This window comes from Bradyrhizobium sp. SZCCHNPS1003 (assembly GCF_032381555.1).
GTDB lineage: Bacteria > Pseudomonadota > Alphaproteobacteria > Rhizobiales > Xanthobacteraceae > Bradyrhizobium.
In genome coordinates this window covers 91,736-106,585 of the sequence record NZ_JAUHIU010000001.1, presented here as the reverse complement: position 1 = coordinate 106,585, position 14,850 = coordinate 91,736, and the positions used below count along the sequence as shown (strand labels likewise).

Here is a 14,850-nt window from a genome sequence, read left to right as displayed (position 1 = left end):
TCACGCCGCGCCGGCCTGCCGCCGGTCGGCGTCGCCCGCCACCAGGAATCGACGCTCGAAATCGGTGGCCGGCATCGGCTTGCCGAAGTGATAGCCCTGTCCCTGCTCGCAGCCGAGCCGCAGCAGGAACTCCGCCGTCGCCTCGTTCTCGATGCCCTCGGCGATCACGGACAGGCCGAGCTGCTTGCTGAGGCTGACCGTCGAGCCGACGATGGCCGCGTCGTCGGCCTGGGTCAGCACGTCACGCACGAAGGAGCGGTCGATCTTCAGGCCATCGAGCGGGAATTTCTTCAGGTAGCTCAGGCTCGCATAGCCGGTGCCGAAATCGTCGAACACCAGGCTGACGCCGAGCGCCTGCAGCCGGTTGAACGTCTGCAGCACGCCGGGTTCGTCGTGCAGCAGGATGTCCTCGGTGACTTCGAGCTCGAGCAGGCGCGGCGACAGGCCGGTCGACGTGAGCAGCTTGCTGACGAAGGCGGCGAGGTCGCCGGACTGGAACTGGGACGGCGACAGGTTGACGCCGACGCGGATGTCGTGGCCGGCGAGCTGCCATTCCCGCGCCTGCCGGCAGGCGGTGGCCATGACCCAGGTCGCAACCGCCTCGGACAGATGCGAGGTGTTGACGACCGGAATGAAATCACCAGGAGGCACGAGGCCGCGCGTCGGATGACGCCAGCGGATCAGCGCCTCGGCGCCGATCACGCGGCCGTTCAACAGCTCCACTTGCGGCTGGTAGAACAGCTCGAATTCGTTCCGCTCGACGGCGAGCGCAAGCTCGGCCTCCAGCGTCAATCGCTGCTCGAGCTCGCGGCGGATGGCGCTCTCGAAGAGCACATGGCTGCCCGGCCGGTCCATCTTGGCGCGACAGAGGGCGAGGTGCGCGTTGCTGAGCAACTCGTCTGCCGAGTGCCCGCCCTCGGGATGCACGGCGACGCCGAGGGTGACCTTGACGCGCTGCTGACGCGTGCCCGCGTCCAGCGGCGCCTCGAACAGCTGCGACAGATGGTCGGCGAGCTCGGCCACGGTGCCGCCGATGGCGGAGCAGGGAATGGCGACGGCGAACTCGTCGCCGCTGAGCCGGGCGACGCGGCCCATGTTGCCGATCTCGGTGCGGAGCCGCTCGGCCGCCGCGCGCAAGACGCTGTCGCCGAAGGCGTGGCCGAGCATGTCGTTGATGCGCTGGAACGCATCGAGCCCGATCACCAGCAGCGCCACGCGGTCGGACGCGGCATCCGCGGTCTCGATCATGGCGGCGAGCTCGCTCTGCAGCGTGTTGCGGTTGATCAGCGCGGTCAGCGTGTCGTGCTCGGCGAGGTAGCGGATGCGCTCGGCCTCGCGCTTGCGCACCGAGATGTCGCGCAGGATCACGCCGTATTGCAGGCCGTCGGCGCCCTGCCAGGCGGAGAAGCTCGCCTCGACCGGAAACACCTCGCCGTCCTTGCGGCGGCCGTCGAACTCGATCGTGGATCCGCCGGGCAGCAACGTCGCCGGCAGCGCCGCCTCCTGCTGCGGAAACAGGTCATGCGTGTCGCTGCCGTCGGCGCGCAGGCGCGCGAAGGGCTGGCCGATGATCTCGTCGGCACCGTAACCGAAGATCGCGACGGCGCCCGGATTCCACACCGTGATCCGCCGGTCCCGGTCGGTGCAGACAAGCCCGTCGCCGATCGACATCGCGATTCGCTCGAAGCGGCTCTCGGCAACGTGCCGCAGCAGGCCGCGGAAGCCGATCTCGTCGAGGGCCGTTGCCGCGAGATAGGCGACCAGCGCGATCTGCAGCAGCGAGGTGTCGAGCACCAGGGCATAGCGGTCGTGCAGCAGCAGCGCCGCGGCCTCGATCAGGACGCTGATCATGGCGATCAGCAGCGCGCGCCGCGCCGCCGAGAGCTGCCGCCAGCTCGCCAGCATGAGGATGACGATCAGCAGCAGGCCGGCCATTGTGGCCGTCGTCGATGTCGAGAGCAGGGTGCGATGCTGAATGATGGACTCGGCCGCCAGCGCCTGCAGCATGACGCCGGGCAGAACGCGACCGTTCGGCACGCTGTAATAATCACCGAGCTCGATGGCGGTCGCGCCGACGATCACCCGCTTGTCCTTGAGCCTGGCCAGCGCCGCCGCGTCGCCGCGGACGACGTCGACATACGACACCCTCGGCAGGGACGATGGATCGATGCCGTAGTCGACCAGGAACGAGCTGTGCTTGACCGCATCGCTTCCGGCGAGGAACGCTCCCATGGACTGCAGGTAGGTCTTCGCGCCGCCGGTCTCATCATTTTCGCCGAAAGCGTAGCTTCTGACGCGACCGTCGCGTGCCACCTCGATGTTCACGAAGGCCGACCATGCGAGCTGCTCGAACTGTGGCAGCGGTCGGTTGAGGTGAATGGCGGTTTCCTTCCCCGCCGCATCGAGCTGCCTGAAGACCGGCAGCACGACCGAGCTCTTGGCATTCTGCAGCGCGTTCAGGAAGGCCTGATCGCCGGCCGCGTCGGACGGCGTGCTGAAATCGACGTCGAAGGCGACGTCGCGGACACCGGCGCGCTGCAACTGCTCCAGCAGGTGCGCATACTGGGTCCGCGGCCACGGCCAAACGCCGATGGCTTCGATCGAGCGCGGGTCGATCGCGACCACCGCGATCTCGCCGCTGGCAGGGCGGTTGTCGAGGCGGAAGCGCAGATCGACGAGAGCTTGGCTCAACAGCTCGTGGCCGCCTGACAGGCCGACCGTCAGCAGCGCAACGACCACCAGAATATGCGGCATGAACCGCCTGAACATGCCCTCTCCCCAATGACTGCGTGCCACGTCGACGCCCGCTTTCGCGATCCCAATCTCATCCCACTCCGACCGCAGAGCCATCAGGAATCGTGCTGGCCTGCGCTCCCCCATGACCACGCATGCCGGCGTGAAGCTCGATGGCGGATCCTCAGTTCTTGTTGTGACCGTAGGCGTGGGCATTGCCGTTGCCGTGGCTGCCATTGCCATGGTCGCCGCTATTGCCGTTGCCGCTACCGCTGTTTCCGTTGCCGCCGTTACCGTTGCCGCTGTTACCGTTGCCGCTGTTACCGTTGCCGCTGTTTCCGTTGCCGCTGTTTCCGTTACCGTTGTTGCTGTGGCCGTTGTTGCCGTTGCCACTGCCGCCATTGTTGTTGCCGTTGCCGCCGTTGCCATTGCTGGCGGCATTGGCGCTGGCGGAGCCGCTCGGTGAGCCGATCGCTGCGGTGACGGCGGCTGCGATCGAGGAGTCTCCCGACGTGCCGCTTGCGGTGGCCGAGTTGCTCGTCGCATTGCCGCTGTTGCCGCGCGCGTCATTCCAGGCGGTGCTTCGTCCTGCACCGGCGGTCGGCGTGTGGGCGCCATGGGCGAGGCCGCGCGTCGCCTTCTGGATGTTCAGGTTGACCTCGCCGATCGATGACGAGATCCGCACGACACCCGGCTTCGTGCCGCCGAAGCCCGTTGCAGAATGCTGCTGTGCGACGACCGTTGCGCCCGAGCCGTTGGCGTTCAGTGCGTGGATCACGCTCCCCTTCGCTTCGCGCGGCGGATGCAGGCCGTCGCGCGGCACCGGAACGCGATCGATCGTGGAGGCGCGCGGGCGGCCGTGCTCGATCGGGCTGAAGGTGCCGGCGCCGGACAGGCTGAGGCCGGAGCGGCCGGTCGCAAAGGCGGTGGCGGCCTGGCCGGGCATCACCTGGGCGATCTGGCCGGTCTTGAAATCCGACACCTGCACCTGGCCGCGGCTGACCTCGACCTTGGTGCTGCGGCCTGAGATCGTGACGCTGAACTGCGTGCCCTTCACGACGGCGGCGAGATAGGGCGTCTCGACCTCGAAATGCTGGACATTGCGCTTCTCGACGTCGAGCAGGATCGAGCCGGCGCGCTGCAGGATGGTCGTCGCCATGCCGTCCTTGGGCGCGGCGGGCAGGCCGACTTCGGAGTTCGGCGCGATGACGATCGTCTCGGCGCCGCGTGTCAGCCGGACGCGGCCGGTCGGCCCGGTGCGGATCGTATCGCCTGGCTTCAGCGGGTCCTCGCGATCGAGCGACACCTGCGCTGCGCCCTGGGTGGTGACCCAGACCTCACCGGACGATTTGCTCACCAGCCACGGCTCACCGTCGGCCGCGAATGCGGCCGGTGTTGCACCGAAAAGGCACGCGGCGACTAACGCCGGTATCAGGAAGCGCTTGAAGGACATGGCACGAACTCGCGTCGTTGGCGGCTTTTGAAACTAATCGAAATGTTTCAAGAGACCCTTAGGAGTTGCAGCCGTGTTTGCTTCCCGCATTTACGCTTCATTGACCTTAACAAACTAAAAACGAGCCATGCGCGCTGGTTGTGTTGAGCGAACTGGGAGGGCTGCGGGTTGGCGCGACAGGGCCATCATACCGCACGCCTCGCGACGGCTGCATGGAGCCGCGCTTGCCGCCGGCATTTCCCTGTCGGCGGCGCTGTTTGCAGCGACGGCCCACGCGCAGCAGGTCAGCCAACCGAGCTTCGATCCGCGACAGACCGAGCGATATTTCGACGAGCAGCAGTCGCGCTCAACGCAGCCGGCGCCGCCGCGGCCGCGGGCGCCGCAATTCGCGACCCAGGGCGGCGGCGATCGCAAGCCCTTGTTTACCATGCGCGCCGTCACCCTGACGGGCTCGTCCGCGCTGCCTGCCGAGCAGCTCGCCGCGAGCTATCAGCCCTATCTCGGCAAGCCGGTGTCGCAGGCCGACCTCGCTGCCATCGCGACCGCGATCAGCGATCAGTACCGCACCGCCGGCTATCATCTCAGCCGTGCGATCATCCCGCCGCAGGACATCCGCGATGGCCGGGTGCGGATCCAGATCGTCGAAGGCAGCATCACCGAAGTGGCCTTGAAGGGCGCCGGCGCGGAAGAGTTCGGTATCAGGCCGATGCTTGGCCCCGTGCTGGCGGAGCAGCCGTCCCGCCTCGAGACCCTGGAGCGGCAGTTGCTGCTGATCAACGGTCGCGGCGGCGTTCGTCTGGTCGATTCATCCCTGGAGGAGATCGGCGGCACCACCGGCCGGTTCCGCTTGGTGATCGAGCTGCAGACCTGGCACGTCTATGGCTATGCCGGTATCGACAATCTGGGATCGTCGACGGTGGGCCCGTGGCAGAGCTATGCCACCGCCGCCTTCAACTCCTATCTGCTGCCGGGCGACACGCTCACGGCCAACATGTCGACAACTCCCGGCGATCCGCGCCAACTCGCGTTCGGGCGACTGTCCTACGACGTGCCGGTCGGCACCGACGGGGCGCATATCGGCGCTTCCGCGCTGTATAGCGAGGTGCGACCGGGCGACTGGAGACGGCTGTTCAACGACAACACCGTGACCGAGACGCTCGAGCTGCGCGGCGGCCTCGCGCCGATCCAGTCGCAGCGTGCCTCGCTGAAGCTCAATCTCGCGGCCGCCTTCAGCGACGTGACCGAGCGTGACCTGTTCGGCATCTGGTATCGCGATCGCATCCGGACGCTGACCTTCACCGCCGACTACCGCTGGAAGGATGATGTCGGCGGCGACAGCTATCTCACGCTGGCCTATCGGCAGGGACTGAACGCGTTCGGCGCGACGCGGCTCGACGATCCACTCGCCTCGCGCGCGGGCGCCTCGCCGAGCTTCTCGGTCTTCAGCGGCTGGTTCGCGCGCTATCAGACCTTGTCCGAGGCGTGGTCGCTGAAGCTCGCGGCCGCCGGCCAGCTTGCGTCGGGTCCGCTGTACAATTCGCAGCAGTTCTATCTTGGCGGCCTCGCCTATGGCCGCGGCTATGGCAGCGCCGAGATCAGCGGCGACAATGGCGTTGCCGGCACGTTCGAGGTCCGCTTCGAGCAGAAGCCGAACTGGCAATATCTCACGAGCTATCAGCTCTACGGCTTCTTCGATGCCGGGCTCGCCTGGAACGATGGCTTCCGGCCGTCCGACGGCGTGGCGCTGACCTCGGCGGGCGCCGGGGTGCGCTTCACCTTCCCGAACGACTGGCGCGCCGATCTCGGCGTCGCCGTGCCGCTCGGCTACCGCGCACCCGACAATTCGACGCGCAGCGCGCGTCTGCTGTTGACGCTGTCGAGCGTGCTGAAGCTGTGCCCGCAGCGCGGGCAGGGCCCCTGCATCTGAGAACTTGCGCGCTTGGTGCGGCAGCAGAGGTCCACTTCTCCCATTGAGAGAGGACCGAATGCTATGGCAACCGCTGCAGCCGACCAACTCACGCGCTGGCTGTCGCGATGGTTCATTGCCTTGGATGGCGCGTACTGCGAGATCGGCGAGACCTCGTCCATATCGTCGATGACAGCTTCGTCGAGGCGCTGGGAGCACATTGGTATGCTCGGGCGGCGAAGTCTCAAGAACGCTGAATTCTTCTGCTTCGGGCTGACAGCAGACGTGCCATTCCTACTCATGTCGCCATACCTTCACCGCCGAAATCAACAGTATTGCGGCGAGCGTCGGCAGGAGGATGGCACTCGGGACGACGCCAAGTAGCAGGCCGCCAACAAAGGCGCCAACGATAGAACCGGCAGCCATTGCCAGCATGAATGACGCATTGTCTCGGACCACGACGAAGCTCTGATCTCGGCTGTAACGCGCAAATCCGACAAGCATCGTCGGAAGGCTGACTGCCAGCGAAAGGCTTCCCGCCAGCTTTACGTCAAGGCCGAACAGCAGGATCAGCGTGGGAATAAGAAACTCACCTCCGGCTACGCCTAGCAGCGAAGCGATCACGCCGATAATGAAACCTGCCACTACGCCAGCGGCAACCAGGCGCCAGCCGGCGAACGGCGCGGTAGCCCCGGCAGAAGCGTCATGAACGAACAACAGCACGCCAGCTATAACAACCAGCAGCGTTGCAATGATTTTGTAGAGTGTTTCCGATTTCAGGCGCGTAGCCCATGAAGCACCGACATACGCCCCGACAAGGCTGCCGGCGAGAAGGTTCGCGATGATTGACCAATGTTCGCCGATCTCGGCAAAGGGCACTGTACGGGCACGGAACGCTAGCGCGGCCGCCACCACAATCAGGCTAGTGGCCTTGTTCAAGATGACGGCTTCGAGGCCTCGGAAACGAAATAGGCTGATCAGCAGCGGCAGCCTGAACTCCGCGCCGCCGAGGCCGATTAGACCGCCTAGCGCGCCGATTGCAGCGCCAGCGCCGAAAGCGACTGGTTTGTTTCGCATTGGAACACGTGGGGAAGGGCGCGCAGGGCGGTCTGAACGATATTTGCCCGTGATCCGTCGCGGCGGCTGGCTTCACGCCTGCTTACGGCAGGGCGTGGGGCTCAGAAACTCTAGTCCAGAACTCGGTCATTTGTAAATGTCAGCTTCGGTTGAAAAGCGGCCTAAAGGTCCCGCTGCTGCCTGCTTCCGGTCGAGGCCCGGCAGCCGCCCTTGCGTGCACAGCCGCCGCGCCGAAAAAGTTGGCATCGCGACTGCGGTGGCCGCATCAGATCTAGACCGGCTTGCCGGAGCCGTGGAACAGCCGGCCCTTCTCGGTGATCAGCACGATGACGAGCGCGCTCGACGTGCAGGCCAGGAAGCCCGCGGCGAAGGGCAGCGCGGTGCCGTCGAAGGCATGGCCGACGACGGCGCCGGCGGCCATGCCGAGCAGGGTCGTGATCGAGCCGTAGAGCGAGGACGCGGTGCCGGCATTCGCCCGCTGCGGCTCCATCGCCAGGGCGGTGAAGTTCGCGAACATCAGGCCGAACGTAAACATCATGCCGGCCGACAGCAGCATGAACAGCCACAGCGGCAGCATGCCGAGAACGGCCGCGCTGAAGCATGCCAGTGCGATGACGACGCTGCCGACCAGCGCGCCGTGCGAGATCATGCGCATGCCGAGCCGTCCGACGAGGCGGGCATTGAGGAAGCCGGCCACCGCAATGGTCACCGCGATCGCGGCGAAGGCGAGCGGGAAGTAGTGGCCGAGATGATAGACGCCGGTGAATAGCTGCTGCGAGGACAGGACATAGCCGAGGATGGCGCCGAAGATGCCGCTGGCCGCGAGCGCATAGCCCAGCGTCTGGCGGTTGGTGAGGGTGTTGCGGAAGGCGGCGGTGATCGCGGCGATCGAGAATGGCTTGCGCTCGCTCTCCGGCAGCGTCTCGGGCAGCCGCACCGCGGTCCACAGCAGCGCGACGATGCCGTACAAGGTCAGCACCACGAAGATGCCACGCCACTGCGTCAGCAGCATCACCGCCTGCCCGAACGACGGTGCGATCACGGGGATGGCGATGAACACCATCATCGCCAGCGAGACCACGCTCGCCATGCGGCGGCCGGCATAGCAGTCGCGCACGATCGAGGTCGCGATCACCCGCGTCGCCGCGGTGCCGAGGCCTTCGAGCGCGCGCGCCAGCAGCAGCAGCTCGAACGACGGGGCGGCGATCGCGAACAGGCTGGCGACCGCATACAGCACCATGCCGCCGATCAGCACCGGGCGCCGACCGAAGCTGTCGGACAGTGGGCCGATGACGAACTGACCGAGGCCGAAGCCGATGACGAACGCCGACAGCACGGTCTGCAGCCGGTTGGCGACGTCGATGTGGAATGAGGCGCCGATGTTCGGCAGCGCCGGCAGCATCATGTCCATCGCCAGCGGATTGAGCGCCATGATCGCCGCGACCACGATGACGAATTCGGTGAAGCCCATCGGCCGGTGACGGACGATCTCGATGGTGTCGGCACTGGTATCAGCCAAGGCGCGGGCCTTCCATGGTGTAGGGAAATGCGGAAATGGGCACCCATACGTATCGGCTTTGCTGCGTCGCACAAGGCGTGTTTCGGAATGGCTGGTCACCGGCGCCGGCCGTTGGCGCGATTGTGACCCGCCGTGACCCGCTGAAAATTGCGCCGGCGGCGACGCGATGGTAACGGCCGTGTGATCGACGTCCGGATCCAGGCCAGCATGAAGACCTACAAGATCGTCGTCTATGTCCCGGAAGCGGCGGGTGACGCCGTGCGCCACGCGATGGGCGAGGCCGGCGCCGGCCGCATCGGCAACTACGACCACTGTTCGTTTACCGCGAAGGGCGTGGGCCGGTTTCGTCCGCTGGCAGGCGCCAACCCGGCCATCGGCGCAGTCGGCCAGCTCGAGACGGTCGAGGAGGAGCGCATCGAGACCGTCTGCGCCGAGGACCGGCTGAAGGCCGTGCTACAGGCAATCCGTGCTGCGCATCCCTATGAGGAGCCGGCGATCGACGTCTACCCGATCGAGGTGGTTGCGTTGCGATCCGCCGACAGTGCTTGATCTCATTGAAGACCCGTTCGACTTTGTTGCGTCCCCAGTCATTTCGGCGTCGATTTCGCGCTCGCTCCATTTGAGGTTCTCGGGCGCCCTTTGTGAGCTAAGGCAGGAGAGCCAGCTATCTTAGTTTGGCTTGTCAATCTGCCGCCTGATCTCGCCGATGAACGCCGCCAGATTCCGGTCCTCCGGCGTCATGATTGCGAGCCTTTCGGCGTAGCCCAGCGCCGCCTTTGCATCGCCTGTCGCGCGGCTGAGCGAAACCAGAGCGGACAGCACATCCCTATCATTGGGATGGCTTTCCAGAGCTTCCTTTAGGACCGTCATTGCTTCGTCGGCTCGCCCGCCGGAATGCAGCGCCACCGCGTAGACATAGATATAGCGTGCGCGACCCGGTTCGAGTTCGGTTGCTCTGCGCAACTCGGCGAGCGCCTCGTCGTGCCGCTTCAGCCGGGTCAAGGTCAGGCCGAGTGCGTGATGCGCGGCCGCGTCGGTGGGTGATGCCGCAATTGCTCCGCGCAGAACAGTTTCTCCGTCGCCGTCGCGGCCAATTTGGCGATAGAGGTCGGCCAGATTGATGGCGGCCGCCGCATAGTGCGGGCTGAGCCTGAGGGCTGCCTTGTACTCGGTCTCCGCGTCCCCGGTCCGTCCGCGCAAGGCCAGGAAGTTTGCCAATGCGGTGCGGGCCTCGGGCCGTTCGGCATTGGCGCGCTGCGCCGTGATGAATTCGCCTGCCGCCTGATCGAAGTGTGCGCGATCGGGCAGCGGCTGGCTTGCAGTCGGAACGGAAGCGAGCAGGGAGGCGACCCTGATCCGCACGCCACGCACGGGATCGGTGAGCAGCGGCGAGACCAGCGGCCAAATCTGGCCGGCAGGCACGTTTTCCAGCATGTCCAGCGCGCCGATCCGCACCATGGGATCGGGATCGGCCAGGCCTGCCCGTGCGGTCGCAATGTTCGCCGGAGCGATGCGCGAGGCGAGTTCGCCGAGCGCGCTCGCACGCGCCACGGCCGGCGCGTTCCTGTCCGCGGCCAGAAGGCCAAGCAGCGCGGCGGCGTCGGCCTGGTCGCTGCGTGCTGCGTGGAATGCGGGCCCATAGGTCTGGAAGCCCTTTCGGTCGGGCCCGAACCATTGCTCGATCGCGGCGGCGGCCCATTGCGCCGGCTTGTCGCTGTGGCAGTCGTTGCAGGCGTTCGGGGTCCCCAACGTGACCGAAAGATCCGGTCGCGGAACGCGGAAGGCGTGATCGTGACGCGGGTCGATCTGCATATAGGTGCGCGCCGGCATGTGGCACGACATGCAGGTCGGCGCCGGATCGGCGCCCGCGTGATGGCGATGCTTCGCATCGGCGTATTTTTCGGACGCATGGCATTGCAGGCAAACACCTTCGCCGGAGACTCGGAGCTTTGCGCCGTGCGGCTCGTGACAATCGCTGCAGGTAACGCCGGCCGCAAACATCTTGCTCTGCTTGAACGGCGTATAGTTATAGGGCTCCTCCACATCGCGGATCTGGCCATCGGCATGATAAGTGGTCCGCGCCAGCGCCTCGACAACATGGGTCTGGGACAGCGACTGGCCGGGTGTCCAGTCCTCGCTGAAGCCGGCACGGCGCGCGTGGCATCGCCCGCACGTCTCGATCTCCTTTCGCAGCGCGGCCGGCGCGGCTGAACGCATCGCATTTCCGCTCTGCGGATCGATCGGCCAGGTGACGCCACGCCGTTCGTCGAAACGGACCAGCAATCCCTTGCTCGGGTCCTCGTGCTTGCCGAACGGCCACCAGCGTTGCTTGTCACGCGCCCAGGCGGCGTGGGCGGAGCCCTGACCGTGACAGGTCTCGCAACCGACGCTGATTTCCGCCCATGTCGTCGCGAAGCGATCCGTCGCGGCGTCGTAATGCTTGCGCAGGCCGGTCGAGTGGCATTCCGCGCACATGAAATTCCAGTTCTGGTTCAGCTTGGTCCAGTGCAGGACGTCGTCGTGCTTGATCTCTTCCTCGGGATGGAGATGGAACCAGCGCTGGCCGCCTTTGTCCTTGGGCCGGCCGTCCCATGCGATCGGCAGCGCCTGGATGCGCCCATCTGGAAATTCAACGAGATATTGTTGCAGCGGATCGACACCGAACGTGTACTTCACCTCAAACACGGCAAGCTTGCCGTCGGGCCCGTCGGTTTCGATCATGAATTTTCCGCCATCGCGGAAGAGGCGGGACTGCACACCGAAATAGTCGAAGCTCTTGTTGAAATCGCCGAGCACGGTCTTGTCGGTCGCGTGCGCCATCGCGGCCTTGTGCTGCGAAATATCCCATAATTTGGCTTCTGCCTGATGGCAGCCGGCGCAGCTTTCGCTGCCCACATAGGTGGCGACGAATGAGGCCTGCGCCGCGGAGGCCGGTCCGCCGGCCTTGAGGAGATGAAAAACCATGCCGACCACCAGCACGAGCGCGATCGTGACCGCTACTGCAATCCAGGTCGCGCGCCTGGAGAAGGCCGTTTCGCCGGAAGCAAGCCGATCCTGCGGCGCAGCCGGTGATGGGGCCGCGGCGGATCCCTTCCGCGATCCCTTCGTGCCGGCTTTTGGCCGCCTGCGTGTCAACGCTTTTACCTCACGGCCCAATTGGTCAGCTTGCGATCAAGCTGCTCCGTCGGTCATTTCCGCAAATGCAGGAATGTTTGCCAAGGTCGCTTGACCTGCATCAAGGCGTGCCTCCCGGAGGCCCCGATGATGAGCTGTCCGATGGGAGGATGCCAAGATGAAATTATCAATTGCCCTAACAGGGCTGTTGCTGGTGACGGGGTTCGTAGCCGCGAGCACTGAAAGGGCTAGTGCCGTGGTGTATTGTCAGTATGTCGAGTATCCCGTCGGCTGCGTCGTGAGGCCCGGCGTCGTGCTGCGGCCCCGCCCGGTGGCGCGCGCCGTGGTGACCCCAGGCGTGCGCGTGCGGGGAACGCCGATGAATCGAGGCGGGCCGGTCAATCGCGTCGGCAGACGCTAGAATTTTCGCTTCTCCTTGAGCCGGTTGGGCTGGCCGAACGTCATTGCCCGCGCCGATGATCGCGATTTGCGGGCAGGAATTGTTCCGGCAGCGAGAAGCCGTGTCAAATTGTCTCATTTGAAGGCAGTGATCATGAAGCAAATAGTGAAGTTGGCTGTGTCGGCGCTGTCGTTGACGACGCTACTCGTGCTTCCAGCATTGGCCCAACAGTCGGCTCCGCCGAGTGCTGTGTTGCCGACCGAGCGATCGGTTCTGCCGATTCCTGAACCGCACCCTCCACACAGCACCGTATTCGATGCGCGCGATGCGACGCCGCCGCCGCGGTTTGAAGTCAAGGCGCCGGCCGGTGCACCCAATGTACTGATCGTGCTCATCGACGACATGGGCTTCGGCCAGTCGAGCGCGTTTGGCGGCCCAATCAGGATGCCGACGGTCGACCGCCTCGCCAACGAGGGTCTCCGCTACAACGAGTTTCACACCACGGCGCTTTGTTCGCCGACCCGCGCGGCGCTGCTCAGCGGTCGCAACCATCACATGAACAATTTCGGATCGATCGCGGAAACCGCGACGACCTTTCCGGGACAGACGGGCCAGCGTCCCAACAATGTCGCGTCCGTCGCGGAGATGCTGCGGTTGAACGGCTACAGCACGGCGCATTTCGGCAAAAATCACGAGACCGCGGCATGGGAGGTCAGTCCCTCCGGCCCGACCGACCGCTGGCCGACGCGCCAGGGCTTCGACAAGTTCTATGGCTTCATGGGCGGCGAAACCAATCAATGGGCGCCGCTGATTTACGATGGCATGACCCAGGTGGAGCCGTCGAAGGACCCGAACTATCATTTCATGACCGACATGACCGACAAGGCGATCGACTGGATGCGGTCGGAGAAATCGCTGACGCCGGACAAGCCGTTCTTCATGTATTTTGCACCCGGCGCCACCCATGCCCCGCATCAGGTGCCCAAAGAATGGATCGCCAAGTACAAGGGCAAGTTCGATCAGGGCTGGGACAAGCTGCGCGAGGAGACGTTGGCGCGGCAGATCAAGCTCGGCGTGGTGCCACCCGATACCAAGCTCGCCCCGAAGCCGGACGCCATCCAGGACTGGGACAAGCTGAGCGCTGACGAGAAGAAGCTGTTCGTGCGCCAGATGGAAGTATTCGCTGGATTTGGCGAATACACCGACACAGAGATCGGCCGCCTGATCGACGCCATCAAGACAACGGGCCAACTCGACAATACGTTGATCTTCTACATCGTCGGCGACAACGGCGCGAGCGCCGAAGGCGGCGCGAATGGCCTGTACAACGAGATGACCTATTTCAATGGAGTGCAGGAAACCGTCCAGGACGTCTTGAAGCACTATGACGAACTCGGCGGTCCCAACACCTACGGCCATTACGCCGCCGGCTGGGCGGTCGCTGGCGACACTCCGTTTACCTGGACCAAGCAAGTGGCCTCGAGCTATGGCGGCACCCGCAACGGCATGGTCGTCCATTGGCCGAAGGGGATCGCGGCGAAAGGCGAGCTTCGCCCGCAGTGGCATCACGTCATCGACATCGTACCGACCATTCTCGAAGCAGCGAAACTGCCCGAGCCCAAGAGCGTAAATGGAACGGTCCAGACTCCCATCGAGGGCGTGAGCATGGCCTACAGCTTTGCCGACGCCAAGGCGCCGAGCAGGCATGCGACGCAGTATTTCGAAATCTTCGGCAACCGCGCGATCTACAGCGACGGCTGGCTGGCCGGCACGGTGCACCGGGCGGCCTGGGAAACCAAGCCGCGGCGGCCGCTCCAGCAGGATATCTGGGAGCTTTACGATGCGCGATCGGACTTCAGCCTGAGCAACGATCTGGCGGCCAAAAATCCGGACAAGCTGAAGGAGATGCAGGAGCTGTTCCTGAGGGAAGCCGTGAAATACAACGTGCTGCCGCTCGACGACCGCACCCTGGAGCGCGCCAACGCGGCGCTGGTCGGACGTCCCGACCTGATGGCCGGCCGCACCAGCCTGACGGTCTACGAAGGCATGATCGGGATGACGGAGAATGTCTTCATCAACCTGAAGAACCGATCGCACGCCATTACTGCCGATCTGGATATCCCGAAGGGCGGGGCCAATGGCGTCATCATCGCCCAGGCCGGACGGTTCGGTGGCTGGAGCTTCTACCTGAAGGACGGCAAGCCGACCTACACGTATAATTTTCTCGGTCTGCAGCGATACACCGTAACCGCCAAGCAGGCTCTTCCGGCAGGCAAAGCCGCACTGCGCTTTGAGTTCGCTTATGACGGTGGCGGCCTGGGCAAGGGTGGCGTGGGCACGATCCTCGTGAACGGAAAGACCGTCGCGACCGGCCGGATCGAACGAACCCAATGCTGCTTCTACTCCGCGGATGAAGGCGCTGACGTCGGCGCCGATGAAGGCACGCCTGTTACCGAGGCCTACAAAATGCCGTTCAAGTTCACAGGCAAGATCGGCAAGGTGACGATTGATCTAGTGGATATGAAGAAGGCCGACACTGAAGAAGCCGTCCAAGCCCGCAAGGCAGCGGCGTTGAAGAAGGGACTGTCCGATTGATGCGCTCTTCGCGCTCGCCAGGTCAGTGATCGGTCCCTTGAGAAGGAGCGGCA

Annotated in this window: 10 protein-coding genes; 5 read left to right on the top strand and 5 right to left on the bottom strand. The window is 65.0% G+C overall.

Annotated features, from left to right (window positions below):
* Together QX126_RS00505 and QX126_RS00500 are read right to left on the bottom strand one after the other, a co-directional pair.
* On the bottom strand, positions 1-2,769 hold the full coding sequence (locus QX126_RS00505) for an EAL domain-containing protein (RefSeq protein ID WP_315778657.1): 2,769 nt from the start codon (positions 2,767-2,769) through the stop codon (positions 1-3).
* A 148-nt stretch (positions 2,770-2,917) separates the two neighbouring features.
* Complete coding sequence (locus tag QX126_RS00500; RefSeq protein WP_315778655.1) at positions 2,918-4,186, bottom strand: FecR family protein; 1,269 nt, start codon at positions 4,184-4,186, stop codon at positions 2,918-2,920.
* Between the two features lie 127 nt (positions 4,187-4,313).
* On the opposite strand from QX126_RS00500, the gene QX126_RS00495 reads away from it, so the two are divergent.
* Complete coding sequence (locus QX126_RS00495) at positions 4,314-6,113, top strand: ShlB/FhaC/HecB family hemolysin secretion/activation protein (protein ID WP_315778654.1); 1,800 nt, start codon at positions 4,314-4,316, stop codon at positions 6,111-6,113.
* 273 nt (positions 6,114-6,386) lie between these two features.
* Here QX126_RS00495 and QX126_RS00490 read toward each other — a convergent pair whose 3' ends face one another.
* Both QX126_RS00490 and QX126_RS00485 read right to left on the bottom strand, forming a co-directional pair.
* Complete coding sequence (locus QX126_RS00490; protein WP_315778652.1) at positions 6,387-7,169, bottom strand: sulfite exporter TauE/SafE family protein; 783 nt, start codon at positions 7,167-7,169, stop codon at positions 6,387-6,389.
* Positions 7,170-7,440: 271 nt separating this feature from the next.
* Positions 7,441-8,688: a multidrug effflux MFS transporter gene (locus tag QX126_RS00485; RefSeq protein WP_315778650.1), complete on the bottom strand. Its 1,248-nt coding sequence runs from the start codon at positions 8,686-8,688 to the stop codon at positions 7,441-7,443.
* A gap of 207 nt (positions 8,689-8,895) precedes the next feature.
* Here QX126_RS00485 and QX126_RS00480 point away from each other — a divergent pair, with 207 nt between their 5' ends.
* The gene (locus tag QX126_RS00480) at positions 8,896-9,237 is read left to right on the top strand and encodes a YqfO family protein (protein ID WP_315778648.1); all 342 of its coding nucleotides are present in this window, start codon (positions 8,896-8,898) and stop codon (positions 9,235-9,237) included.
* Positions 9,238-9,357: 120 nt separating this feature from the next.
* On the opposite strand, the gene QX126_RS00475 is transcribed toward QX126_RS00480, so the two are convergent.
* A complete protein-coding gene (locus tag QX126_RS00475; protein ID WP_315778646.1) occupies positions 9,358-11,652 on the bottom strand; it encodes a tetratricopeptide repeat protein in 2,295 nt (764 codons plus the stop codon).
* Here QX126_RS00475 and QX126_RS00470 point away from each other — a divergent pair.
* From QX126_RS00470 to QX126_RS00460, 3 genes are all read left to right on the top strand, one after another.
* Positions 11,651-11,917 (top strand): hypothetical protein, encoded by a 267-nt coding sequence (locus tag QX126_RS00470; protein WP_315736926.1) that lies wholly within the window; start codon positions 11,651-11,653, stop codon positions 11,915-11,917. The two genes, QX126_RS00475 and QX126_RS00470, sit on opposite strands and share 2 nt — an antisense overlap.
* Before the next feature lie 63 nt (positions 11,918-11,980).
* Positions 11,981-12,223 (top strand): hypothetical protein, encoded by a 243-nt coding sequence (locus QX126_RS00465; protein ID WP_315736927.1) that lies wholly within the window; start codon positions 11,981-11,983, stop codon positions 12,221-12,223.
* 15 nt (positions 12,224-12,238) lie between these two features.
* Complete coding sequence (locus tag QX126_RS00460; RefSeq protein WP_315778645.1) at positions 12,239-14,797, top strand: arylsulfatase; 2,559 nt, start codon at positions 12,239-12,241, stop codon at positions 14,795-14,797.
* Positions 14,798-14,850: the final 53 nt, after the last annotated feature.

What these genes read in the sequence shown, in the direction of transcription:
- QX126_RS00505 (WP_315778657.1), bottom strand. Translation starts at nt 2,769, where the DNA reads ATGTTCAGGCGGTTCATGCCGCATATTCTGGTGGTCGTTGCGCTGCTG.
- QX126_RS00500 (WP_315778655.1), bottom strand. Translation starts at nt 4,186, where the DNA reads ATGTCCTTCAAGCGCTTCCTGATACCGGCGTTAGTCGCCGCGTGCCTT.
- QX126_RS00495 (WP_315778654.1), top strand. Translation starts at nt 4,314, where the DNA reads ATGCGCGCTGGTTGTGTTGAGCGAACTGGGAGGGCTGCGGGTTGGCGC.
- QX126_RS00490 (WP_315778652.1), bottom strand. Translation starts at nt 7,169, where the DNA reads ATGCGAAACAAACCAGTCGCTTTCGGCGCTGGCGCTGCAATCGGCGCG.
- QX126_RS00480 (WP_315778648.1), top strand. Translation starts at nt 8,896, where the DNA reads ATGAAGACCTACAAGATCGTCGTCTATGTCCCGGAAGCGGCGGGTGAC.
- QX126_RS00470 (WP_315736926.1), top strand. Translation starts at nt 11,651, where the DNA reads ATGCCGACCACCAGCACGAGCGCGATCGTGACCGCTACTGCAATCCAG.
- QX126_RS00475 (WP_315778646.1), bottom strand. Translation starts at nt 11,652, where the DNA reads ATGGTTTTTCATCTCCTCAAGGCCGGCGGACCGGCCTCCGCGGCGCAG.
- QX126_RS00465 (WP_315736927.1), top strand. Translation starts at nt 11,981, where the DNA reads ATGAAATTATCAATTGCCCTAACAGGGCTGTTGCTGGTGACGGGGTTC.